Below are 21,804 nucleotides of genomic sequence, written 5' to 3' on the forward strand. Positions count from 1 at the left end.
TCATCATCGCCTGCTACGCGCTGTGGTCGCCCGGTCGCATGGTGGAAAGACCGCCCGGCACCTGTAATGTCGGGGTGATTTCGATGTTGCCGATATTTACCGCCAGCGGTGCCGCGAGCGCGAAAGCAACGCAGTCGGCGATATCTTTGGCCTGCGGCAATTCAAAGCCATCAATGAAGCGGCGGCGCGCCTCTTCGTGATCGCCTGACACGTTGCCGAAGATATCGGTGGCGACGCGGCCCGGACAGATTTCGGTGATGCGCACGCGCGCGCCGTAGCAATCGACGCGTAGCTGGCGCGAAAGGGCATGCACGCCGGCTTTGGTGGCGTGATACACCGAGTTACCGTTGAAGTTGTAGATGGCAGCAATCGAGGTGATATTGAAAACGTGGCCACGATCGCGCGCCACCATGCCCGGCACCAGCAAACGACACAGATGCAGCACCGCGCGCAGATTGACGTCCACCTGGGTTTCAATTACGTTCTCATCGGCATCGAGGATCGAGCCCGGATGCGACAGGCCAGCGTTATTCACCAGAATGTCGATTTCGAGATCCTGGCACAGCGCGGTCAGCGCCTTTATGTCACTGACATCCACCGCGTGCGGAATACAGCCGGTGCGATCGGCCAGCGCTGCCAGCTGCTCTTTCCGGCGCGCCACCGCGTGCACGGTGATGCCCTCCTGGCACAAGCGCTCAACAATCGCTTCGCCCATTCCCGCCGATGCGCCGGTCACCAGCGCGGTTTTGTAATCTGAAAATGGCATCTGCCTCTCCTCGTTATGGCGTCTTTTGACTGTATGCAGTTATGCCGCAAGGGCATAAGACATAAAAATTTTGAGGCAATAAGCGCCCCTTATAACCCCGCAGGGCTGCCATTCATGGCGACTGAAACATCAACACGTCCTCGCCATACTCCACCGCAGACAAATGCTCTGCCGCGAACGACTGCACCGTGCCGCTATCCGGGCTGATCACCGGCACATACAGCGGGCCAACCTGCACCAGCGCCACCACCGCACCGGCCTCGATGTGCTGGCCGGGCGCGACAAAATCCTGCGGACTATGCGGATGGCGGCGCAGCAGCGTGCCGGGCATCGGTGCGCCGATGCGTTGCGTGATGGGGGGGATTTCTGCGGCGGGAAACGTGACAGGCGCGGGCGTGGCTGGCGCGGCTGGCGTAGCGGCGAAGGTCAACCGCACTGACCATTGCTTGCCATCGAGCGCCAGGCTGTTCAGCCCGGAGGATTGCATCTTGCGCGCCAGCGCACGCAGCGTCGGCAGCGGTATTGCGGTTTTATCCATGGAATTCCCGTCAAAGCGAAACACGCCCGCCTGAGCGGGCAAAATCGTAATCTAGCGCGTTCGCAATACGGGCAGTAAGAGGGTTTCGCTTTGCGGCAATAAGCGGGACTTATCCCACCAACGTCAAAGGATGATTCTCAACGTTGCGGCGCGACATCAGCGACAGCAGGATCGATTTCACCGCTTCGGCCGGCTGTGACAGCGGCAGGTGATCCGACATGCAGAACGACAGCGACACCTGCACATCCGGATCGACGATCTTCGCCATCCACGCATCGCCGCTTTTCAGCATCGCGCGCGCGGCGGATTCCGGCATGATGGTGGTGCCGAGACCGGCGCTCAGGGCGGCATTCAGCGTGGTTTGTGACTCGATCTCGCATTTCACGCGGTACTGCAGATTGTTGTGTACGAAGGCATCGTCGAGCACTTTGCGCATGATGTTGTAGACGCGCGGCAGGAACAGATCGTATTGCGCCACCTGCGCCAGCGGGATCTCTTTCACCGGTTGCGCGAGGCTGAACGGACAGACGAAGTAGAGATCCTCTTTCATCAGCGGCATAAAGCGCAGACCGTGAATGGTGCGGTGATCGTAAATTACCGCCATATCCATGCGACCATTCATGATCAGTTCGCTCAGCGTAGTGCCGAAGTTCTCATTGAAATAGAGCACGATGCCGGGATGTTGCTGCTGCACTTCCATCATCAGCGGTAATGCGAGGTTTTGTGCCGCGGTGCCCGGCGCTAAGCCAACCGAGACGCTGCCGCTCAGTGACGCGCCGACCAGCTCGATGGCGCTTTGTGCCTGCTCGCACTGGCGTAAAATCGCCTGTGCGTGGGAATAGAGCGTTTTCCCGGCTTCGGTCGGCGTCACGCCGCGCTTGGTACGAATGAGCAGTTGCTGATTCACTTCCCCTTCCAGCGTAGCCAGCTGCTGGCTCAGCGCGGGCTGGGCAATATGCAAAATATCGGCGGCCTGGGTCAGGCTGCCCACATCAACAATTTTAACAAAGTACTTCAGGCGACGAAGATTCATGAACGCTTCCTCCAACAGAACGCATAGCGGGTATCAAGCAAAGTTGATGCCAAAATAGGCTTTCGCGAATGAACTCAGACAGGAGGGTAGAGCCACAGTGCCTCCTACGGCAGGTGCTGAGTTGGACAGTTGCCGAGACGGCGAGGGTAAAACAGCGACCTTTGCACTGGTATGGTGCGATTCACTCATTAGATTTGGCGATGATGGGAGTGAGTAAACCGGCGGTGCGCGCTGCTAACCGGCACTCAAAGTAACACTCTATTAACATTGCGTCAGGCGCTGGCGCGTGACCTGCCGCGCATTTCCACATCAGGCTCGCCACCTTTATGGCGAAAGTGTGCGGTCGGTTCAGTCATCGCTTTGTGTTATATCACCACAACAAAGCACTATTAACCGCCGCTTCGGGCAAAAACCTATCCTCTGGTAAACGTCGTGTTTGCAGCTTGCTGCAAGCCTTTCATGCTGACACTGAGCCAGGATTAACCCATGCCCGAGATAGCCGATCGATTAAAGAATGTGACCGTTTCTGCCTCCGTTGCCATGACCCAAAAGGCCCGCGATCTCGCGGCGCAGGGCATTGATGTGGTGGCGCTTTCTACCGGTGAACCCGATTTCCCTACGCCACCTCACGCGATTGAAGCCGCTTATGCCGCTGCGCGCGCCGGGGATACGCGTTATCCGCCCACCGACGGCACGCCGGCGCTGCGCAAAGCGATCCAGCTGAAGTTCAAACGCGATAATCAGCTCGATTACGACGTCAGCCAGATCCTCACCGCCGGCGGCGCTAAGCAGATCATTTTTAACGCGATCCTCGCGACCATCAATCCAGGCGATGAAGTGGTGATCCCTACGCCATCGTGGATCAGCTATGCCGATATCGTCAGATTCGCTGGTGGCGTACCGGTGGCGCTACCCTGCACGCAGGAGAACGGCTTCAAACCGCTGCCGGCCGATTTAGACGCCGCCATCACCGACAAAACCAAATGGTTGTTGCTCAACTACCCGAGCAATCCCACCGGTTCGGTGGCGAGCCAAGCGGAGCTGCACGCGCTGGGCGAGGTGCTACTGCGCCATCCGCAGGTGTGGATCATGACCGACGATATCTATGAACACCTGATTTATGACGATGTGCGTTTTTACACGCTGGCGCAGGTTGAGCCGCGCCTGGTTGACCGCGTGCTGACGGTGAACGGCGTGTCGAAAGCCTGGTCCATGACCGGCTGGCGATTGGGCTTCTGCGGCGGCCCGGCGCCATTGATCAAAGCGATGAGCAACGTGAATACCCAGAACAGCGGCGGTGTTTGCACCTTAACGCAGGCCGCGGCGGTGGCGGTGCTGGAGGGCCCGCAGGATCTGCTGCAGGAGCGCGCGCGCATCTATCGCCAGCGCCGCGATTACGTGCTGGAGCGCCTGACGTCGATTGATGGCCTGCGCTGCCACAAACCGCAGGGCGCATTTTATCTGTTTGTGAATATCGCGGGCTACATCGGTAAAACCAGCGCCGGTGGCCGGCTGATCACCAACGATGCCGATTTTGTGCTGGCGCTGATTGAGGAGCAGCACGTGGTGACGGTGCAGGGCGCGGCGTACGGCATGAGCCCGTTTATCAGGTTGTCGTATGCCACGAGCATGGAGCGGTTAGAGACGGGATGCGATCGCATTGCGGCGTTTTGTGGTGGATGCGTTTAATTCATTTTCAGAATCATTGCGCCGTTGCAGGTTGATACGCTTACTGCAACGGCGCAATGTATTGCTCAAAGTTAGCGCCGTTTCACTGAGGCCACGATGCGTTCAGCCATTTTCTCCAGCTCTTTCTTATCCATTGGTGGACGGTCTTTTGCCTGTACGCTGTACTGCATAACGTAAACCAACAGGTCAGGCTGCACGTTTCTGGCGTTGTGATTGCCACGCACATACGCTGCGTAGCCATAATCAACGCGGCCATCACTGAATTCCGCCATCGCGAAAGTCCCTAAACCTTTACGCCCATCCATTTCAATAGTGCGCCACTTTGGACTAATCAAATCCTTATAGACTGAACCCCACTGATATTTGCGCTCCCAAAGGTATGTAATGAAATCTTTTTCACTCTCATTTTCTGGGCGCTGGAATCCATCGCTGGGTTCCTGTCCCAGATCCTGTATGAATATAGTGACATCCGGATGCTCTTTCAGACGGTATGTCACCGCCATATTATGTGGTTCCTGTCCGGAGTCATTGGCGATAAAACCATAAGGAATGCAGAATCCCTGCTCATTAGGAACTTCATATAATTCGCGGGGACGAAAGCGACTTAGCAGTGATTTAACTTCAGCCTCTTTCTTTTGCCACTGATTCTCTGCTGTTTGTGATTTATCAGAAAGATAGGCATCCCTTTTTGCCCAAAACTGATAAAGGCGATTGCCGCTATTAAAGTGGGCTTCATATCCTCTGAAGCCGTAAACGGCAAATGAATTGTTATATTCTTTAATAAGAAATCCATATCGGCGGTTAAATTCTTCCTCAGGTGTTAAAGGTTCATTAAGTGCCTCAAAGTCCTGTTTTTCTAGTAGCTTTATAGTGTTCGCTTTGAACTTATAGTCACCTTCAATTTTTTTAACATATTTAGAGAAGTCGATTTTTTTTGCATCTTTTGACGAGATGCCAATTTTATATTTTCCGTAGTTGAATTTTGTAAACTGTGCCTGGATGCGATCATTCCCATTTTCATAGATAGCATCACCAAATGTTATAACTGCTTTTCTCGTCTTCTGAATAAGAATTTTGTTTTCACTAATTGGCTCCATGGGAGGATGAGTTACATTCTTAACTACATATAATGCCACTTCGAGTTTTGGCGGTAGTTCAATATTGTAATATCCCACACACTCATGCTTCCATTCTTCACTGTGAGCATGTTTTATAGTTACGAGGCTTATTAAAATAGTAGCAGGAAGAATTAACTTCATGATGTTCCCTCATTGTTGTTTTTCTTTTTATGATTTTTAGTGATTTTATAGTCTTCACTACTATGAGATTCGGTGTTTGCGATAAGTCTCATGTTGTAAGGTAACAGATTGTCTTCGCCTGATGTCCAGTTGATTGCCAGTGTGGTAAAGTATCCTTTTATATTTGTTGCTTGAGTCTTGTTATTGAACTTCATTTTTTCGTACTTGCTCCAGAATACGTCAGAGAATGGCATGCTCTCAATGTCTGAAAGCCTGTTTTCTTGGTTTGATTTTAATAAAGGCCAAATGGACGCGGGAGAGCGCCTACTGATTTCACTATCCTGGAGGTCATCTTCTGAAATGTCGTATCTTTCCTCGCTATTAACTTTTGGGGAGTTTCTAGGTGTAAAATTAAATATGGATTCATATATCTTGGTGTTATTTTCTGCTAACGACTGAATTTTCTCCCAGCTCGCTTTTAGCGCCGGTTTATCTAATGCTTCTGCACATTCCTCCGCCGCGCTACCCATCCATTTACGCCAGGCATTCTGGCGCAGTTCACGTGCGAAGTTACGACACGGCGCAGGCGTGCCCGTTCCGTCAAGATCGTTGAAGCTGTACGCCGTGTCGGCGATGGTTACTGCCAGCTCAGAGTCACCGCTGCCCAGCAGGCTACGATCATTGATATTGGCGCTGCCTACCAACACCCAGCGATCGTCAACGATCATTAGCTTGCTGTGCACATAAATCTGCTCAGTAACTGGCTGGCCGTTGAGCTCGCCGTAGTCGCGCAGGTTCAGCAGTGTGACGTAGGTGTAGCAGGCCTCAATATCGATCCTTAGATAGCTGTCGCCGCAGTCTTTCTCTAGTTCCGGAATGCGGCGATGCCACTCTTTGCGCTGCACCTGTTTTTCTTCCAGTTGTTGTTTCACCCACAGGCTGCGGCGGATGCGGTTGAGTAGGCTGTGCGAGCCGAATACCAGTGACTGCCGCGTCAGGTGGATTTGCGACACGATGGTCGGATCGTCGAGCCGGCCTTCCGGGTATACCGGTAGCATGTCCATTTCCGTTCTCAGCATGAGGAATTCCGGATAGGATAATTTGAAAAGCAAAAATTAGCCTTTGGTTCATTTTGATAATTCAAAAGAGTCATATCCTTCGTTACCAGGATAAAAAAGAGAGTGTTTTTCCCCATAAAAAAATCTGATAGAGTCATATGCTAAAATCTCAGATGTTCCATAGTATGGGGAAGGTTTGAATACTTTATTACCTCTACTGTCATAAATAATGAAAAAATAGTCTTCATCTTTGATGTATTTGAATAATGACATAGGGGAGAGTATTTTTATGCGGTACACGACAACTTTATATTTCATATCAGGGCTGATTTCTTGAAATATTTTAGTATATGTTGGCCTTATTATTGTTGACGGAAAGAAAATCCATGCAATAAATAATAGCGCTGCAATGATTTTTATTTCAGTTAACGCCCTCATAACTTTATTACCTTATCTTTTGGAAGAGGTTCCATCCATAGTACATCTGATAAAACAATGAAGTCCCCGCCAGTGTTATGTTTTTCTTGCCAGCGACGAAAGTCAGAGTTAAATATGGGTACGAATCCTGAGTAATTTCGAACTAGTAATCCCCATACTCCAGAAAGGTATGTTGACATATAGAATGCTGAAGTCTTTTTATCTAAGATGCGCTCTTTACTCCAAATTCCTAGAGGTTCGGAATTTCCGTCATCATCCACGAAATCGTATGAATCTTTTAAATAGAAACCTATTTTGTCGACTATAAATGTATTATCAATTATGTTTGTTCTACCTCTAATACAAACCTTTAATGTTGTGTTACCCATTGCGCCATACCATTCATTTATTGTGTCAAGTTTATTTCCAATTTTCATAATGTTCACTTGGGCATTAGCATCAAGTTCTCGAATGCTATCCGAATAACCTAGTTTTTTTTCATTGTTTTTATTTATATTTCCTTTGGATATTTGAAACTTCAGCCTCTCAATTCCTCGAACACTTTTCCATGTGCTGCGAAGTTCATTTACTCCTTTTTTAACTTGGTCATTTTGCATTGCCCAAGACATTTTAATAATATCGCTATTAACTTGTGTATCGGGTAAGTTTGTTGCATCATTTTTCAAAGCTGCTCGTTTTGATTGTTCAGTAAAAGCGTATGCTGGACTTATGCTAAACCAATGCCGCATAAGTTTTGCGGCTACACTCCAATTCATTTTATCCATCGCGTCAGGAATCATATCGATATGAAAAAATTCCACCTCAACTTCTTTAGTTTTTTTATTCATCAAAGTTGAAGTGGTCGTAGTGGCTAAATTCATTATCTTACTCCTGCTCTTATTTGATACACATAATCGAGAGTTATTATTTCTTCCACGTCTGTTTTAACTTCATGCGTCAATGCCTGACAGCTCATTCCATTAATACTTCCTGTCTGTGTAGTTATTCTCCATGCATAGTAAATATTATCGGCACTTGTATTGCTGTCAGTCACTCTGAAGCACGCCGAATTCAGTCCACATGAGAGAACTGGTAATGCAGACTGCATCGCTGGAATGTTTACTTCCATCTCCCGTGCCACCGCCTTGTGCGTCCGCATAGTCTTGCGCGCATACTTTGCCTCGGTGCCGTACTCAATTCGCCCGGCTTCCAGCTTCAGGTAACTGCCGCCGCCTATCAGCACGATGCGTTTCTTACCGGCGAACAGGATGTCCTGCTCCGCGCTCATGCTCAGCTTCTTCGCAGCCGTGATTTTCATCGCCGCGTTCTGCGCCTCAACTTTCACCGGCCCCTGACCGGCAATCAGGCTCAGCTTGTCTTTGTGTGCAAACAGCCCGACCTTTTCGCCCGCCATCAGGTTGACGTTGCCCATTGCACCGGCGCTGATGTCGCCGCCCGCGTTGAGGTGGATATTCTCCGCCGCCGTCATCTGCAGATGCTCGCCGCTGGTGAAAGCCACGCCATCGGGCGCGGAGAAGTGAATCAGCTCGTTCAGCGGCTGCAGGCGTTTGCGGAAGGCCTCGCGCTGCACGTTGATATCGACAATCAGCGCGTCAACCTGCTCCTGCACCAGCTTCAGCTGCTCGATTTGTTTAATCGCAATCTCGATTTCGTGCAGCGTGGTTGCCATGTCCAGCACCTCGCCCGCGCCTTTGGTCTGACCGTCGGCGGTGACGAACAGGCCTTTCGCCACGCGTATCACGCCGTGCTCATCGGTGTGCAGCTCAAAGCCGCTACCGCGCGGCTTGTCCTGCTGGTCGGTGATGTGGCCCTGATTGAGCTGCGTTTTACCGTATTCGGTGGAAAGCGCGATGTGTTCTTTCCCGCGCTTGTCTTCCATGCGCATTTCATTTCCCGCCGACGTGCGCAGGATGTTCTGGCTGCGGTTGTCGCGGCTGACGACGTCGGGATGTTCAGAGTCGTGGAAGGCGTGCGCGATGTACGGGCGGTCCGGGTCGCCGCCGTCAAAGGCGATACCGACTTCAGTGCCCTGAATCAGCGGCGCGTGAAAGCCGTAATCTCTGCCAGCGTATGGTTTTGCCAGCCGCACCCACAAATAGCTGTAGCCGGATTCGCTGAACAGGCGGTCCACGTCGAGCTTCACCCGATAGCGGCCCAGCTCGTCGAGATGGGCATAGATATCATCGGCGTTGCGGCTTTCAATGCGCGCCGGATGGGTGCCGACGACTTCCGGACGTGGCACCGTAGCTGGCCGAAAGCAGAACGCCTCGCTATACGGCATGCCCCAGACGGAGACGTGCAGGCGCGAATCGCGCGAAGCGATGAAGGTCACCAGCGTCATCACCACGCCGTTTTGCAGCGCGCGGATGACGTTGCCCTGCGGCTCCAGCACCGCGCCCGGCGTCAGGTGCGAGGCGTTGCTGAACAGGTGCACGTAGTCGGCACGCTTCAGCTCGCGCTCGTGGGCGATGCGCGCGTAAAACCGTCCTGACTCGGTTTCGTCCTCTTCACCGGGATTCCGATATGGGCCGATATAGCGATAGTGCCCGCCGGTGGTAGTGGCATCGCTACCTACAGCCGCATCGGCATCGCCCGGTTCGCCAGCCTGGCGATAGTTGTAGTCGCGCACGCGCACGCTGCCGGTCACCACGTTGTGCCAGGTGCGCACGCCCCACACCGACTCACGAGCTCCATCGTGCAGGCCCGAAAGCTCGGCGTACGGCAGCGCCATGTCAAACTGATAGCCCTGCTGCGAATCAGCAAAAATCAGCGTTTCCTGTTCGGTAACCGCATTCATCTCGGAACGGAACCAGATGCCGACCTCCGCCAGAATGCGCTGCAGGAATTGCAAATCACTCTCCTGCCACTGGGTAATCAGCTCGCGCGCCGGGTATTCACGCGTCAGGCGGAAATCAAAATCCGGCCCTTCAAAACCGTGCTGGCGCAGCAGCTGTTCCGCCAGCTCCGGCGCGCTGAGGTTCTGGAATATCCGGCTCTCGCAGGTTAGCTTCATCAGCGCAAGGCGCGATTCAAGAAAGACGCGGTAGTGCGTCTGGTCGGCGCTCTGGCTCAGCCACTCCATGCGGGTGATGACGCCGTGCACCACCTTGCCGCTGCGCATCCTCAGGCTGGCAAATTTGTTCAGCAGCTCGTCTTTAACCGGCAAATTGGTGGTGAACTCGATGTCCCAGCGGAACGGCTCACTTAGCGCCTCGCGACCGCGAAAACGCAGCACGTCGGGGCGCACTGACGTGTTGTTGATAGTGAGGGTGTAAAGGGAAAGTGAAGCAGTGGCAATGAAATCTTTCAACGTGGCACCTTCCTGGTTCCGTTTAGCCGTCAGATGACGGTTAATCCACAAATTGAGAAGGGTGATTCTGTGGTAAATAATCAGGATGGGCAACTACTTTATTGTGTCTTTTATGCACAATGTGATGGCGTAAATAGTTGCTTTATAGCCAGATAAACGCTCAATCGCACTGCGATTAAACGGTGCGATTGAGAGTGAAAAAGTTTTATTGCGCGACAACCTCTGCTGCCGGGGCGACCTGATGACCGCTGGCTTCGATTTCGCTGCGCACAATGGTGGCGAGCGCCAGGGAACCTGGCGTGTCGCTGTGAACCAGAATCGAGCGCGCACGCACCGCTATCTCTTCACTTTCAATCGTCGTCACCGTGCCGTGCTGCAAAAACTGGCGCACGCGGGCGCGCAGCGCGCTTTCCTCGTTGATCACCGCACCGGCAATGCCGCGCGGCACCAGACGGCCTTGCGCGTCATAGGCGCGGTCGGCCAGGAACAGCGTCAGCGTTTTCAGGCCAGCCGCCTGCGCCGCGACTTCAATGATCGTATCGGGCTGGGCGAAGATGATCAGCTCGCTATTGATGCGCGCCACTAACTCCATCACCTGTTGCGCCAGGTCGGCATCGCGGTTGACGATGTTGCCCATCGCGGCGTGGAAACTGAAGTGGGAAACGTGGGTGCCTTCCGCGCGGGCAATCGCCGTCAGCGCGCCGAGTTGATAGGCCACCTGCTGACAAATCTCTTCGGCGCTAAACGGCAGTTCGCGGCGGCCAAAACCCTGGCGATCCGGCAAGCCGGGATGCGCGCCAATGCCCACGCCATGTGCCTTCGCCAGCCGCACCATGTTGGTCATGATCGCCGGATCGCCAGCGTGGAAACCACAGGCGATATTGGCGGATGACACCACTTTCATTAGCGCGGCGTCATCGCACAGCTGGTAAATGCCGAAGCCTTCGCCCATATCGGAATTCACATCAATCTTCATGTCTGGTTTCCTTGTGCGGATTAAACGGTAAGCGCTTTACGCAGTGGCTGGCAGCTGAAGCGCAGACGGCTCAGCCAGCGCGCCACTTCCTGTTCGATGGCGATCGCTTCACGCACATCGCTGTGAATCAGCTGGATCGATTGGCCCGGCAGCACTTGCCCAAGCCGCCACAGATCCTGCTCGATCACGCCAGCGATCTTCGGATAACCGCCGGCGGTATTGGCATCGCTTAGCTGGATGATCGGTTCACCACCCGGCGGCACCTGCACAATGCCGGGGATCAGCCCGTACGATCGCATCTCAACGGTTTCTGACGGGAAGATAGGATCGCCTGATAGCCGATAGCCGGTGCGATTGCTTTGATTTGATACCTGCCAGGATTGCTGCCAGAAGCGCGCGGCATCGGCGGCAAACAGTGGGTATTCGCCGGAGGGAATGGCGCGCAGCTGAATGTCTCCGGCGCTGTTGCGGGGAAAACTGGCGTGTAATGCGCTGTCTGGCGGTTCAATACCGATGCCGCTGCGCGGAAGTGCCGGGCCGCGATTTTCGCCGAGTGCCAGCCGATCGCCACGCTGCAGCGGACGTCCTTCAACGCCGCCGAAGCCACCGCGCAGCGCGGTACTGCGCGAGCCAAGCACCAGCGGCACATCAATGCCGCCAGCAACACACAGATAGCCACGCGCGCCGCTGCGCGGGTAACGCAGCTCCAGCACTTGCCCGGCACGCACGCTGCAGCCCCACCACGGCGGCAGCGGCGTGCCATCCAGCGTGGCGCGGCAATCCGCGCCGGTCACCGCGATGCTGCTGTTTTGCAGAAAACGTACGCGGAACGGGAACAGCTGCACTTCAATTGCCGCCGCATTTTCGTCGTTGCCGAGGAGTAAATTACCGGCACGCAGCGCCAGCGGATCCATCGCGCCGCTCACCGACACGCCGATGTGGCGATAGTTGAAGCGACCTAAATCCTGCACCGTGTTGAGCGCACCGCTCTGTTCGATCTCAATCACAGCTCAATCCTCTGCGGCAGAAAACGGATGCGATCGCCCGGTGCCATCAGCGCGGGCGATGCGGCCAGCGGGTCAAACACCACCAGCTCGGCAAAACCAATCGCATTCCAGCCGTTCGGGCCGGTCAGCGCCGAAACGCCCGCCTGCGCGCCACCGATGGTGACGGTGCCTTTCAACATGCTAAGCGACGGCACTTTCTTGCGCGGTGTCGCCAGCAGCGGATCCAAGCCGTGCAGATAGCCGAAGCCCGGCGCGCTGCCCAATGCAAACACCGTGTATTCGCTTTGATGGTGCAGACGCACCACCTCGCGTGGGCTCAAACCGGTATGGCGGCACACCGCCTCGAGATCGGTGGCGTGTTCACCGCCGTAATGCACCGGAATTTCAATCAGTTTGCCCTGCGGACTGATCGCCTGCGCCTGATCCCATGCGGCATGCAGCTGCATACGCACGGCGATTTCATCAGCTGGAATATGGCGGAACAGTACCAGCAGATTGGTGACGCCGGGAATCAGCGCTTCAATCGCTTCATCGGCATGCAGCAGGCGCGCCAGCGACCAGATGCGGCGCTGCGCCGGGAGATCGAAACCGCCTGGCGCTTCCACCAGCCACGCGCGTGCGCCGATGGTGGAGAGCTTGATAGCAGAGGAGCAAGCCAGCGCGGGAACGCTGGCAGGCTGGAGAGCAGAGTGCGACGTCACGGGCATGGTTATTCCAGCGGTTCAAATTTCAGACTGGAGAGCGGCTGTACGCGCTCTTCGCGCACCATTTTGTATTCGGTGTTGGGCCCAATCCACGTATCCCAGATTTTGTCGATGGTGCCGTCATCGTCCATCGCCTTCAGGCTGCTGTTGACGCTGGCCAGCAACGCCGGTTCATCACGCTTCATGCCGACACCAATCGGCTCCAGCGCCATCGGTTCTTTGATCATCGCCAGATTGATGCCGTCTTTTTTTGCCTGCGAAATGGTTTTGATGCCGGTCATGGTGTTGGTGACGAAGCCCACCGATTTGTTCTGCTCCAGCGCGAGGAACGCGGAGGCTGAATCCTGGAAGGTCACCGCTTTGCCGCCTTTGATATGGATTGATTGCTCAGAAGTGGTGCCTTTGGTGGCGCTGATGCGTTTGCCCTGGAAATAGCTCAGCGGCTTGTCAGCCAGCGGTGCTTTGACCAGCAGCATCTCTTTGGCGACGTAATAGGGATCGCTGAATTGAATCTGGTTGCCGCGCGTTTTGGTGTAGGCCAGATTGGCGATCAGCACGTCGGCGCGGCCGGTAGCAATCACCGCAATACGCGCTTCCACCGAGGTGGGCACCAGCGTCAGTTTGACGTTCATCTGCTTCGCCAGCGCGTTACATAGATCGATATCCATGCCCGCCAACTGACGTGTTTTCGGATCCGGAGAAGAGAAGGGCGGCACGTCCGAATAGACCGCGCACTTTAGCTCGCCGCTGGATTTGATGTTGGCCATCATGTCGGCATGCGCAGCCGAAATAGCCAGCAGCGGCAGCAGTGCCAGCCCGATGGTGGTAAGTCTTTTCATGGTCATGTGAACTTCCTCAATGATGAATACCACGGCGTCACCGGGACGGAGCGCCTGCGTTCTCGCTTTTCTGGACTATATCGGCTTTGTTTTCAGGCGAAAAAGAGGGAAACCCTGTCGTGCAATAGCAAAAAAATATGGCTAAGCGGCGCATAAGTTCTTTCTATTCGGGCAGAGCAAAAAAGTGTTATCCAGCGCACACTTTTCTCGCCAGGCTGATTGCAAGTCCTCTCGGCAATCCCGCCGATTGCATGTGGTAGAGAGAAGTGAAAAAGCATGAATGCCCGATTAGGCGTGTTACTGAAGATACTGGCCGCGCTGTGCGCCACCTTGATGCTGGCGTGTGTGAAGGGGCTGAACGGCGCCATTCCCACCGGCGAAGTGATTTTTTTCCGCAGTTTTATCGCGCTGTTGCCGCTGCTGATTTGGCTGAAAATGCAGGGCAACGTGCTGGACAATCTCAAGACGCGTAACCTGTTTGGTCACTTTATTCGCGGCTTCTCCGGCACTGGCGGCATGTATTTTAACTATCTGGCGCTGGTCTATATTTCGCTGGCCGATGCCACCGCGCTGAGCTATGCGGCGCCGCTGTTTACCGTAATCCTGGCGGCGATGTTGTTGAAAGAGCGGGTGCGGGTTTCGCGTTGGGTCGCGGTGGTGGTGGGATTATCCGGCATTTTGATCATGCTCTCTTCCAGCCTGAGCACCAGCGGCGCGCTGTTTTCCCATGGGGCCAGCAACGCGATGACGAGCATTGGTGTGGCATGTGCGTTGCTGGCGGCGCTGTGCTCCGCAACCTCTAACGTGCAAATTCGCTTCCTCAACGGCATCGAGAAGCCGGGCGCGATCGTGTTTTATTTCTCACTGATGACTACCGTAATTGGCCTGGCAACGGCGCTGTTTGGCTGGAGCAAACCCAGCGCGATACAGCTGCTGTTGCTGGTGGGCTGCGGCCTGTTTGGGGGGCTGGCGCAGATTCTGGTGACGCTGAGCCTGCGTTACGCCGATGCATCACTGCTGGCACCGTTCGATTACACCACGCTGGTGTGGTCGATGCTGATTGGTTATCTGTTCCTGAACAGCCTGCCGGGCAGCACCACCTTGCTGGGCGCATCGATTGTAGCGCTGGCCGGGATATTTGCGGTGTGGCGTGAGAATCGCCAGCGCAAACTGGCGATGGTGAGCAGTACGCCTTAGCGTTGCGCAGTAATTAGCGCTGCGACAAATAGGTGCACGCATCCGTAGCGGCGCGATTTATCGCGCAATGAATTGCGCCGCTACACATAGGTGCACGCATCGGTAGCGGCGCGATTTATCGCGCAGTTTTGTTTCTAACGAAACACATCATCAATGATTTCAACCTGCTTGGTGCGCAGTGTTTCATCCAGCCAGCTGCGTTCGAGTGAGCCGGTTTTCGCCAGCTCGAAGTTGTGTTCATCAACGATTAAATACGCCTGCGCCGCTTCGAGAATGCGCGCTGCATCCTGGCGAGGAATCACAATCACACCATCCGCATCGCCCAGCACGATATCGCCCGGTGAAACGTGAATTTTACCGCAGGCAATTGGCACGTTGATCTCGCCCGGACCATCCTTGAACGGGCCGCCCGGCGTGTGACCGGCGGCGTAGATGGGGAAGTCCATGCGTGACAACCCTTCGATATCGCGGACCGGTCCGTCCAGCACAATGCCTTCCATACCGCGCTGTCTGGCATAGGTCGCCATCACTTCGCCCATCAGCGACTGACTGCGATCGCCCTCGTTCGACAGAATAATTACATCGTTTCGGCCCGCCATATCCAGCGCTTTGTGCAACATCAGGTTGTCACCGGAACGCGCTTTAACCGTCACCGCCAGGCCGCACATGATCGGCTGACGCGGCGCGGTTTTCAGGCTGATCTCGGCCGACAAGGCGGGCAAACGGCTCATGCAATCCGCCACCACCGCAGCCGGTAACCGGCGAAAAGCTTCCAACAGCGGTTCGGCATCGGCGGGACGACGTAAATAGATTCGGTTTCCTGCGCTCATGGTTATTTTCCTGTAGGGAGTGATTTAATTAATCGCGTTGTGTTCCTGGATAAATAATTAAATGTAAAAGTAAGCGTTTTTATTTTTGGTTGTGATGAGTCATTACTTCATTGAATAGGGTGTTCAGCTAACAAGCTGAATCATCGGATGATTACTGGAACGTGATTAAGCTTACGCGATTACGCAGATGTTACGCAGAGGATGTTACGGCTAACCGAGACAGGATCACGAATTACTATTCCGGATGAATTTAACTCACTGATAATTAATTTTATTGGATTTTATTATGGGGAGATAGATTAATAGTATTAGCTGGAGATAAATATATTGGCATCGATCAATGCTGGATAATCAGCATGTATAGAGGGAAGGGAGGCAGTAGCTGAGATGAGCAAACGCAGAAAAGCAAAAACCCAGCCATAAGCTGGGTTTTCAGAATGTTGGTGCCCGGACGCGGAATCGAACCACGGACACGGGGATTTTCAATCCCCTGCTCTACCGACTGAGCTATCCGGGCAACGGGGCGCATTAAACCCTAATGGCTTACAGCCGTCAACGGCTTTCGTCAAAAAAGCGGTGCAATCGTGATTGATTGCTTGCTTTTCAGACAAGGTGAACAAAAAGGCTACGCTAGCGCACCATTTTTGCGGCACAGCGCGATACCGAGTACATCTTCCGCCAGACGGCGCGCCGTCGCGACATCCTGTACGTTGCGTTTCACCAGCAGTTTGCTCAGGCAACCTTCCAGAATCAGCTCCATCTGATCGGCCACCATGCTGGGATTATCCAGCGCTAAATCGACCAGAATTTCATGGGTGAATTGCCAGGAACTGCGCTTTTGCTGTTCGGCTAGCTGATGCACCGGCTGATCGGGTTGCGGATAGAAGCTGCAGGCGGCGATAAACAGGCAGCCGGGAAAACGACCTTTGCTGACGTGCTCACTCAGCACTTCGTAGCGGGCTAACAGCTTTTGTTCGGCGCTGAGGTGTTCATCAAGCTGCACCTGACGACGCCAGCTGTCAATCTGCTGGCCGTGATAGCGCAGCGCGTCATACAGCAAAGCATCACGATCGGGCCAGAAACGCGTGAGTTGTTCGGCTTCAAGACCGGTTGCGCCAGCCAGCTGAGTTAGGGAAGTGGTGGCGGCCAGGCCACTTTGTTCGAGCACATTCAACGCATGCTCGAGTATTTGTTCACGTTGCAAGTGACTCTCCTCTGGAATGCGGGCCCGCTCGCGGACGAACGGGCAGTGTCCTGCTGACAGTGTCGTTTAACGTGACACATTCTGCAAATGCGCGCGGAAATCGGCGGCGTTGAGGAAGCCGGTGACGCGCGAATCGGGGATCTCTTTGCCTTGCGTATCGAAGAACAGAATGGTGGGCAAACCTAAAACCTGCAGATGCTGCAACAGCGCGTTGTCCTGCGCATTATTGGCGGTGACATTGGCTTGCAGCAGTTGTACCTGACTTAGGGCGTTACGCACGCCCTCATCGCTAAAAGTGTATTTCTCGAACTCTTTGCAGGCCACACACCAGTCGGCGTAGAGATCAACCATGGTGATACGGCCTTGCGCCTGCTGCAGCGCGCTGTCGAGCTGCTCGCTGCTGGTGATGGTGTGGAACGGCAGATGCGCCACGGCTTGCGCACTGTTGCTGCTGCCAAACGCCCAATCCTGTAGCGGGCGCGCACTGACCAGCGCGGCGGCGAGCATGATGATTTGCAGCACGCGCCATTTGCCGCTGGCGCGCAGGCTGAGGCTGAATGCCCAGGCAAAAAACGCCACGCCGAGCAGGCTCCACAGACGGATGCCCCACAGATCGCCAATCACGCGCTCCAGCAGGAATACCGGCAGCGCCAGAATCACAAAGCCAAAACCCTCTTTGACGGTTTGCATCCACGGCCCACTTTTTGGCAGCAGCTTGTTGCCAAACATCGTCACGGCAATCAGCGGCAGGCCCATGCCGAAGGCATAGAGCCACAGCGTACCTGCTCCGGCCCACAGATTACCGCTCTGCGCGATGTACAGCAGAATGGCGCTGAGCGGTGCGGTGGTGCAGGGCGAGCAGATCAATCCGGCCAGTGCGCCCATCATAAATACGCCCGGCAGCGAGCCACCTTGCTGGCGATTGCTCCACAGCGTGAGGCGCGTTTGCAGGCTGGCAGGCAATTGCAGCGAGAACAGGCCAAACATCGACAGCGCCAGCACGATAAACAGCGCCGACAAGCCAATCAGCACGTAAGGATGCTGCAGCGCCGCCTGGAAGCGTAATCCGGCCGCTGCCACAACCATGCCGAGCACGGTGTAAGTCAATGCCATACCTTGCACATACACCATCGCCAGCGCGAACAATCGCCCCATCGAATAGCGGCGCGGGCCTCCTAAAATGATGCTGGAGATCAGCGGATACATCGGCAGCACACACGGCGTGAAAGCGACGCCAATACCAATCAGCAGCGCCCAAAGCGGTGAAAACGGCAGCGGCGTGCTGTGATTGGTGGGCTGCGCGCTGACCGCAGGCGCAGCCTGATTGGCGGCAACCGCGCTCAGCGGCACCGCGCGGGTTTCCGGCGGATAGCAGAAGCCCGCAGCCGCACAGCCCTGATAGGTCACGGTGACGGTCGCGCCGGCAGCGGCCTGGCGCAGCGTGATCGGCAGTTGCAGATCCTGCGGATAGATTTCACTTTTGCCGTAGAACTCATCTTCGTGCGGCTGGCCCGGCGGCAGCGTGAGTGGAGCAATTTGCGCTTTTTGCGGCGTGACGTGGATTTGCTGGCGATAGAGATAGTAGCCATCCTTCACTTTCCAGCTGAACGTCAGCTGATTGCCTTGCTGAGTGAAATCGAAGCCAAACGCCTGATCAACCGGCACAAAGCGGCTGTTGTTGTTCGGGGAGAAGAGTGAGGCTTGTGCCGAAAGGCAGAAAACCAGCGCCAGGCAAAAGCCGGCAAGGCGAAAGAGTCGTGCAGCCATAGCGAATGAGTGAGCTCCGGTGGCGAATAGGCCGCGATAATAGCACGACCGCTTCGCCACGAGGTTTTCAGGATGTAAACGCGCTACAGAATCAGGCTGCCAAACAGGAAGCCAAACGCCACCGAGAAGGCAATCGCTAACACGCCGGGAATAATAAAGGAGTGATTAAACACAAACTTGCCGATACGGGTTGATCCGGTGTCATCCATTTCCACCGCGGCCAGCAGCGTAGGATAGGTTGGCAGCACAAACAGCGCGGAAACCGCCGCAAAGGACGCCACGGCGGCCAGCGGCGAGACGCCCAGCATCAACGCGGCAGGCATCAACGCTTTGGTGGTGGCGGCTTGCGAATAGAGCAGCGTGGCGGCGAAGAACAGCACCAGCGCCAGCATCCACGGATAACCTTGCAGCATGTCACCGGCTAACGCCTGGATATCGTTGAGGTGCGCTTTGACAAAGGTATCGCCCAGCCACGCTACGCCCATCACGCAGATACAGGCGCTCATGCCCGATTTAAAGGTGCTGGCGCTGAGGATTTCACCGGTATCGACTTTACAGGTCAGGCAGATCAGCGTGGCAACGGTCAGCATAAACACCACGATGGCTTCGTTGCGCGGCAGCACGGGATTGCTGATCAGGCCAACACTGTCGCTAATCGCGGTGGCGTAGAGCACCACGGCGGCGATGCCGATCAGGAACAGCAATACGGCACGCTTCGCGCCCGGTTTGATGTCATAAACCTGCTCACCGCGCAGTTTCACTTCACCTTTCGCTAAACGCGCCTGATATTTCTCATCATCCCTGAGCTCCTTGCCGAGAAAACTGGTGATGATGGCGGCGCAGAAGATCGCTGCCATGGTAGAGGGAATCGCCACACCCAGCAGCGCCAGATAACTCACGCCATGCGGTTCAAGGATTGAAGCGAAGAATACCACCGCCGCCGAGAGCGGCGAGGCGGTAATGGCAATCTGCGAGGCGACGACCGCAATCGACAACGGACGCGACGGGCGCACGCCTTGCTCTTTCGCCACTTCGGCAATCACCGGCAAGGTGGAGAAGGCGGTGTGGCCGGTGCCGGCCAGCAGCGTCATGACATAGGTGACCAGCGGCGCAAGGAAGGTGACATAGCGTGGATGGCGGCGCAGCAGGCGTTCTGCTAATCCCACCAGATAATCGAGACCACCGGCGATCTGCATCGCGGCAATTGCGGCAATCACCGCCATGATAATTTCGATTACATCAAAGGGAATCGCGCCGGGTTTCAAGCCGCAAATCAGCGTCAACGCCAGCACACCTAAACCGCCCGCGAAACCAATACCGATGCCGCCCAGACGCGCACCGAGCCAGATCGCCAGCAGGACAATAACCAACTCCACTACTACCATTCGTTCCACTCCCTGAGCCGCGGAGAAATCCCGACTCTTAAAGTTGTAGCCGCCAAAATGAAAAAAGCACGCCGCATTGTATATGGGCGTGCTGTTGGCAACTTGATCCGGAACGGATTACTGTTCGTTTTCGTCGGTGTAGCGTTTGGCTTTGTACGCCGGATGCATCAGGTTCTGAATGGAGAAAATGTCATCCAGTTCGGTTTCCGTCAGCAGGCCGCGCTCCAGCACCACTTCACGCACGCTTTTACCGGTTTCGGCGCAAATCTTACCGACGATATCGCCGTTGTGGTGGCCGATGTACGGGTTGAGGTAAGTGACGATACCAATCGAGTTGAACACGTAAGCTTCACACACCGCTTTGTTGGCGGTGATGCCGTTGACGCATTTTTCCAGCAGGTTGAAGCAGGCGTTAGTCAGGATGCTGATCGATTCAAACAGCGCCTGGCCAATCACTGGCTCCATCACGTTGAGCTGCAGCTGACCCGCTTCTGACGCCATGGTGACGGTGATGTCATTGCCGATCACTTTGAAGCACACCTGGTTCACCACTTCTGGCACCACCGGATTGACTTTGGCGGGCATGATTGATGAACCGGCCTGCAGTTCAGGCAGATTGATCTCATTCAGGCCGGCGCGCGGACCGGAGGAGAGCAGGCGCAGGTCGTTACAGATTTTCGATAGTTTCACGGCCAGGCGTTTCAGCGCCGAGTGCACCATCACGTACGCGCCGCAGTCGGAGGTGGCTTCAATCAAATCTTCTGCAGGCACCACCGGCAGATTACTCACTTCCGCCAGACGCTGTACCGCCAGCTGCTGATAGCCATCCGGCGTATTGAGACGTGTGCCGATGGCGGTGGCGCCGAGGTTCACTTCCAGCAGCAGTTCAGCGGTGCGCAGAATGCTGCGAGTCTCTTCATTCAGCAGCACGTTAAACGCGTGGAACTCCTGGCCAAGCGTCATCGGCACTGCATCCTGCAGCTGAGTACGACCCATTTTCAGAATGCTTTCGAATTCAACCGCTTTGCGCTGGAAACCTTCGCTCAGCTGATTGATGCCGTCGAGCAGTTTCAGGATCGAAGCGTACACCGCGATACGAAAACCGGTTGGATAAGCATCGTTGGTGGACTGACACTTGTTCACGTGATCGTTGGGATTGAGGTACTGATATTCACCTTTCTGGTGGCCCATCAGCTCCAGGCCGATGTTGGCCAGCACTTCATTGGTGTTCATGTTGACCGAGGTGCCCGCGCCGCCCTGATAGACGTCAACCGGGAACTGATCCATGCATTTACCGTTATTCAGCACTTCATCACAGGCCTGAATAATGGTGTTGGCGATATTGCGGGGAATGGTCTGCAACTCTTTGTTGGCGAGCGCGGCTGCTTTCTTCACCATCACCATACCGCGGACAAACTCCGGTATGTCGCTGATTTTGTTATTACTAATGTAGAAGTTTTCAATCGCACGCAGAGTATGAACACCGTAGTAAGCGTCTGCCGGAACTTCGCGCATGCCTAACAGGTCTTCTTCGATACGAATGTTGTTCGCCATGATTACCTTCTTGTTATTGCTGCCTGGTTACTGCCGGGCGTCGGGATGGACGGGCGGCAAACAACGTGCAGGTGAAGCGATTATATTGTCGTGGAATGTCAGCGCCGACATATTATCCATCTTCGCACTGACGGGCACGATCATATTCTGATGTTACAGAATTGTTTGTGCACAGATCACTTTACGGGCTTTTGCAGGCCCAGCGGTAATAACGATATGTGATGTACTTCGCAATTTTAAGTCAGTGGGAAAAAAATGGCAGGAGCGGTTG

At 54.9% G+C, this 21,804-nt stretch carries 19 protein-coding genes and 1 tRNA gene; 2 read left to right on the top strand and 18 right to left on the bottom strand.

All coding sequences use genetic code 11. The features are described from left to right. Positions 1 to 13: 13 nt before the first annotated feature. The 3 genes from ACYAC5_RS02225 to nac all read right to left on the bottom strand — a co-directional run bounded on the left by ACYAC5_RS02225 (position 14) and on the right by nac (position 2,337). A complete protein-coding gene (locus ACYAC5_RS02225; RefSeq protein WP_137385023.1) occupies positions 14 to 766 on the bottom strand; it encodes an SDR family oxidoreductase in 753 nt (250 codons plus the stop codon). Between the two features lie 112 nt (positions 767 to 878). Then, the gene (locus tag ACYAC5_RS02230; protein ID WP_277974431.1) at positions 879 to 1,304 is read right to left on the bottom strand and encodes an acetyl-CoA carboxylase biotin carboxyl carrier protein; all 426 of its coding nucleotides are present in this window, start codon (positions 1,302 to 1,304) and stop codon (positions 879 to 881) included. Positions 1,305 to 1,413: 109 nt separating this feature from the next. Then, a complete protein-coding gene (gene nac / locus ACYAC5_RS02235) occupies positions 1,414 to 2,337 on the bottom strand; it encodes a nitrogen assimilation transcriptional regulator NAC (protein WP_049851333.1) in 924 nt (307 codons plus the stop codon). Positions 2,338 to 2,823: 486 nt separating this feature from the next. Between nac and ACYAC5_RS02240 the strand changes: the two genes are divergently transcribed. Next, the gene (locus ACYAC5_RS02240) at positions 2,824 to 4,026 is read left to right on the top strand and encodes a pyridoxal phosphate-dependent aminotransferase (protein ID WP_309836152.1); all 1,203 of its coding nucleotides are present in this window, start codon (positions 2,824 to 2,826) and stop codon (positions 4,024 to 4,026) included. 71 nt (positions 4,027 to 4,097) lie between these two features. Here ACYAC5_RS02240 and ACYAC5_RS02245 read toward each other — a convergent pair whose 3' ends face one another. From ACYAC5_RS02245 to ACYAC5_RS02285, 9 genes are all read right to left on the bottom strand, one after another. After that, positions 4,098 to 5,285 (bottom strand): T6SS immunity protein Tli4 family protein, encoded by a 1,188-nt coding sequence (locus tag ACYAC5_RS02245; protein ID WP_462062347.1) that lies wholly within the window; start codon positions 5,283 to 5,285, stop codon positions 4,098 to 4,100. Next, positions 5,282 to 6,343 (bottom strand): phospholipase D-like domain-containing protein, encoded by a 1,062-nt coding sequence (locus ACYAC5_RS02250; protein ID WP_462062349.1) that lies wholly within the window; start codon positions 6,341 to 6,343, stop codon positions 5,282 to 5,284. The genes ACYAC5_RS02245 and ACYAC5_RS02250 overlap by 4 nt, the downstream gene beginning before the upstream one ends. A gap of 48 nt (positions 6,344 to 6,391) precedes the next feature. Continuing rightward, the gene (locus ACYAC5_RS02255; protein ID WP_271461516.1) at positions 6,392 to 6,760 is read right to left on the bottom strand and encodes a DUF6201 family protein; all 369 of its coding nucleotides are present in this window, start codon (positions 6,758 to 6,760) and stop codon (positions 6,392 to 6,394) included. After that, the gene (locus ACYAC5_RS02260; protein ID WP_462062350.1) at positions 6,757 to 7,620 is read right to left on the bottom strand and encodes a DUF6402 family protein; all 864 of its coding nucleotides are present in this window, start codon (positions 7,618 to 7,620) and stop codon (positions 6,757 to 6,759) included. Before ACYAC5_RS02260 ends, ACYAC5_RS02255 begins: the two co-directional genes overlap by 4 nt. Beyond that, positions 7,620 to 10,070: a type VI secretion system Vgr family protein gene (locus ACYAC5_RS02265; RefSeq protein WP_462062351.1), complete on the bottom strand. Its 2,451-nt coding sequence runs from the start codon at positions 10,068 to 10,070 to the stop codon at positions 7,620 to 7,622. The genes ACYAC5_RS02260 and ACYAC5_RS02265 overlap by 1 nt, the downstream gene beginning before the upstream one ends. A gap of 205 nt (positions 10,071 to 10,275) precedes the next feature. Then, a complete protein-coding gene (locus ACYAC5_RS02270; RefSeq protein WP_462062352.1) occupies positions 10,276 to 11,046 on the bottom strand; it encodes a 5-oxoprolinase subunit PxpA in 771 nt (256 codons plus the stop codon). A 20-nt stretch (positions 11,047 to 11,066) separates the two neighbouring features. Beyond that, positions 11,067 to 12,053: a 5-oxoprolinase subunit C family protein gene (locus ACYAC5_RS02275; RefSeq protein WP_462062354.1), complete on the bottom strand. Its 987-nt coding sequence runs from the start codon at positions 12,051 to 12,053 to the stop codon at positions 11,067 to 11,069. Beyond that, on the bottom strand, positions 12,050 to 12,760 hold the full coding sequence (gene pxpB, locus ACYAC5_RS02280) for a 5-oxoprolinase subunit PxpB (protein WP_192412580.1): 711 nt from the start codon (positions 12,758 to 12,760) through the stop codon (positions 12,050 to 12,052). The genes ACYAC5_RS02275 and pxpB overlap by 4 nt, the downstream gene beginning before the upstream one ends. Positions 12,761 to 12,762: 2 nt before the next feature. Beyond that, positions 12,763 to 13,602 carry a transporter substrate-binding domain-containing protein gene (locus ACYAC5_RS02285; protein WP_309836147.1) on the bottom strand — a complete coding sequence of 280 codons (840 nt, stop codon included), beginning with the start codon at positions 13,600 to 13,602 and terminating at the stop codon, positions 12,763 to 12,765. Positions 13,603 to 13,872: 270 nt separating this feature from the next. Between ACYAC5_RS02285 and ACYAC5_RS02290 the strand changes: the two genes are divergently transcribed. Continuing rightward, positions 13,873 to 14,793 carry a DMT family transporter gene (locus ACYAC5_RS02290; protein ID WP_462062355.1) on the top strand — a complete coding sequence of 307 codons (921 nt, stop codon included), beginning with the start codon at positions 13,873 to 13,875 and terminating at the stop codon, positions 14,791 to 14,793. A gap of 134 nt (positions 14,794 to 14,927) precedes the next feature. On the opposite strand, the gene ACYAC5_RS02295 is transcribed toward ACYAC5_RS02290, so the two are convergent. From ACYAC5_RS02295 to aspA, 6 genes are all read right to left on the bottom strand, one after another. Next, positions 14,928 to 15,623, bottom strand: a complete 696-nt coding sequence (locus ACYAC5_RS02295; RefSeq protein ID WP_101762304.1) for an RraA family protein — start codon at positions 15,621 to 15,623, stop codon at positions 14,928 to 14,930. A 441-nt stretch (positions 15,624 to 16,064) separates the two neighbouring features. After that, a tRNA-Phe gene (locus tag ACYAC5_RS02300) sits at positions 16,065 to 16,140 on the bottom strand. Positions 16,141 to 16,248: 108 nt separating this feature from the next. Then, positions 16,249 to 16,827 carry a division control transcriptional repressor DicD gene (gene dicD, locus ACYAC5_RS02305; RefSeq protein WP_101762303.1) on the bottom strand — a complete coding sequence of 193 codons (579 nt, stop codon included), beginning with the start codon at positions 16,825 to 16,827 and terminating at the stop codon, positions 16,249 to 16,251. Between the two features lie 66 nt (positions 16,828 to 16,893). Next, positions 16,894 to 18,594 carry a protein-disulfide reductase DsbD gene (locus tag ACYAC5_RS02310; RefSeq protein ID WP_462062356.1) on the bottom strand — a complete coding sequence of 567 codons (1,701 nt, stop codon included), beginning with the start codon at positions 18,592 to 18,594 and terminating at the stop codon, positions 16,894 to 16,896. A gap of 83 nt (positions 18,595 to 18,677) precedes the next feature. After that, positions 18,678 to 19,979, bottom strand: a complete 1,302-nt coding sequence (locus ACYAC5_RS02315) for an anaerobic C4-dicarboxylate transporter (RefSeq protein WP_101762301.1) — start codon at positions 19,977 to 19,979, stop codon at positions 18,678 to 18,680. A 117-nt stretch (positions 19,980 to 20,096) separates the two neighbouring features. Then, entirely contained in the window at positions 20,097 to 21,533 is a 1,437-nt protein-coding gene (gene aspA, locus ACYAC5_RS02320) for an aspartate ammonia-lyase (protein WP_101762300.1), read from the bottom strand. Positions 21,534 to 21,804 lie beyond the last annotated feature (271 nt).

This window comes from Pantoea sp. y20 (genome assembly GCF_054903455.1).

What these genes read in the sequence shown, in the direction of transcription:
- ACYAC5_RS02250 (WP_462062349.1), bottom strand. Translation starts at nt 6,343, where the DNA reads ATGCTGAGAACGGAAATGGACATGCTACCGGTATACCCGGAAGGCCGG.
- ACYAC5_RS02245 (WP_462062347.1), bottom strand. Translation starts at nt 5,285, where the DNA reads ATGAAGTTAATTCTTCCTGCTACTATTTTAATAAGCCTCGTAACTATA.
- ACYAC5_RS02310 (WP_462062356.1), bottom strand. Translation starts at nt 18,594, where the DNA reads ATGGCTGCACGACTCTTTCGCCTTGCCGGCTTTTGCCTGGCGCTGGTT.
- ACYAC5_RS02230 (WP_277974431.1), bottom strand. Translation starts at nt 1,304, where the DNA reads ATGGATAAAACCGCAATACCGCTGCCGACGCTGCGTGCGCTGGCGCGC.
- ACYAC5_RS02255 (WP_271461516.1), bottom strand. Translation starts at nt 6,760, where the DNA reads ATGAGGGCGTTAACTGAAATAAAAATCATTGCAGCGCTATTATTTATT.
- ACYAC5_RS02270 (WP_462062352.1), bottom strand. Translation starts at nt 11,046, where the DNA reads ATGAAGATTGATGTGAATTCCGATATGGGCGAAGGCTTCGGCATTTAC.
- ACYAC5_RS02295 (WP_101762304.1), bottom strand. Translation starts at nt 15,623, where the DNA reads ATGAGCGCAGGAAACCGAATCTATTTACGTCGTCCCGCCGATGCCGAA.
- pxpB (WP_192412580.1), bottom strand. Translation starts at nt 12,760, where the DNA reads ATGCCCGTGACGTCGCACTCTGCTCTCCAGCCTGCCAGCGTTCCCGCG.
- ACYAC5_RS02260 (WP_462062350.1), bottom strand. Translation starts at nt 7,620, where the DNA reads ATGAATTTAGCCACTACGACCACTTCAACTTTGATGAATAAAAAAACT.
- ACYAC5_RS02240 (WP_309836152.1), top strand. Translation starts at nt 2,824, where the DNA reads ATGCCCGAGATAGCCGATCGATTAAAGAATGTGACCGTTTCTGCCTCC.
- ACYAC5_RS02290 (WP_462062355.1), top strand. Translation starts at nt 13,873, where the DNA reads ATGAATGCCCGATTAGGCGTGTTACTGAAGATACTGGCCGCGCTGTGC.
- ACYAC5_RS02225 (WP_137385023.1), bottom strand. Translation starts at nt 766, where the DNA reads ATGCCATTTTCAGATTACAAAACCGCGCTGGTGACCGGCGCATCGGCG.
- ACYAC5_RS02285 (WP_309836147.1), bottom strand. Translation starts at nt 13,602, where the DNA reads ATGACCATGAAAAGACTTACCACCATCGGGCTGGCACTGCTGCCGCTG.
- aspA (WP_101762300.1), bottom strand. Translation starts at nt 21,533, where the DNA reads ATGGCGAACAACATTCGTATCGAAGAAGACCTGTTAGGCATGCGCGAA.
- nac (WP_049851333.1), bottom strand. Translation starts at nt 2,337, where the DNA reads ATGAATCTTCGTCGCCTGAAGTACTTTGTTAAAATTGTTGATGTGGGC.
- ACYAC5_RS02315 (WP_101762301.1), bottom strand. Translation starts at nt 19,979, where the DNA reads ATGGTAGTAGTGGAGTTGGTTATTGTCCTGCTGGCGATCTGGCTCGGT.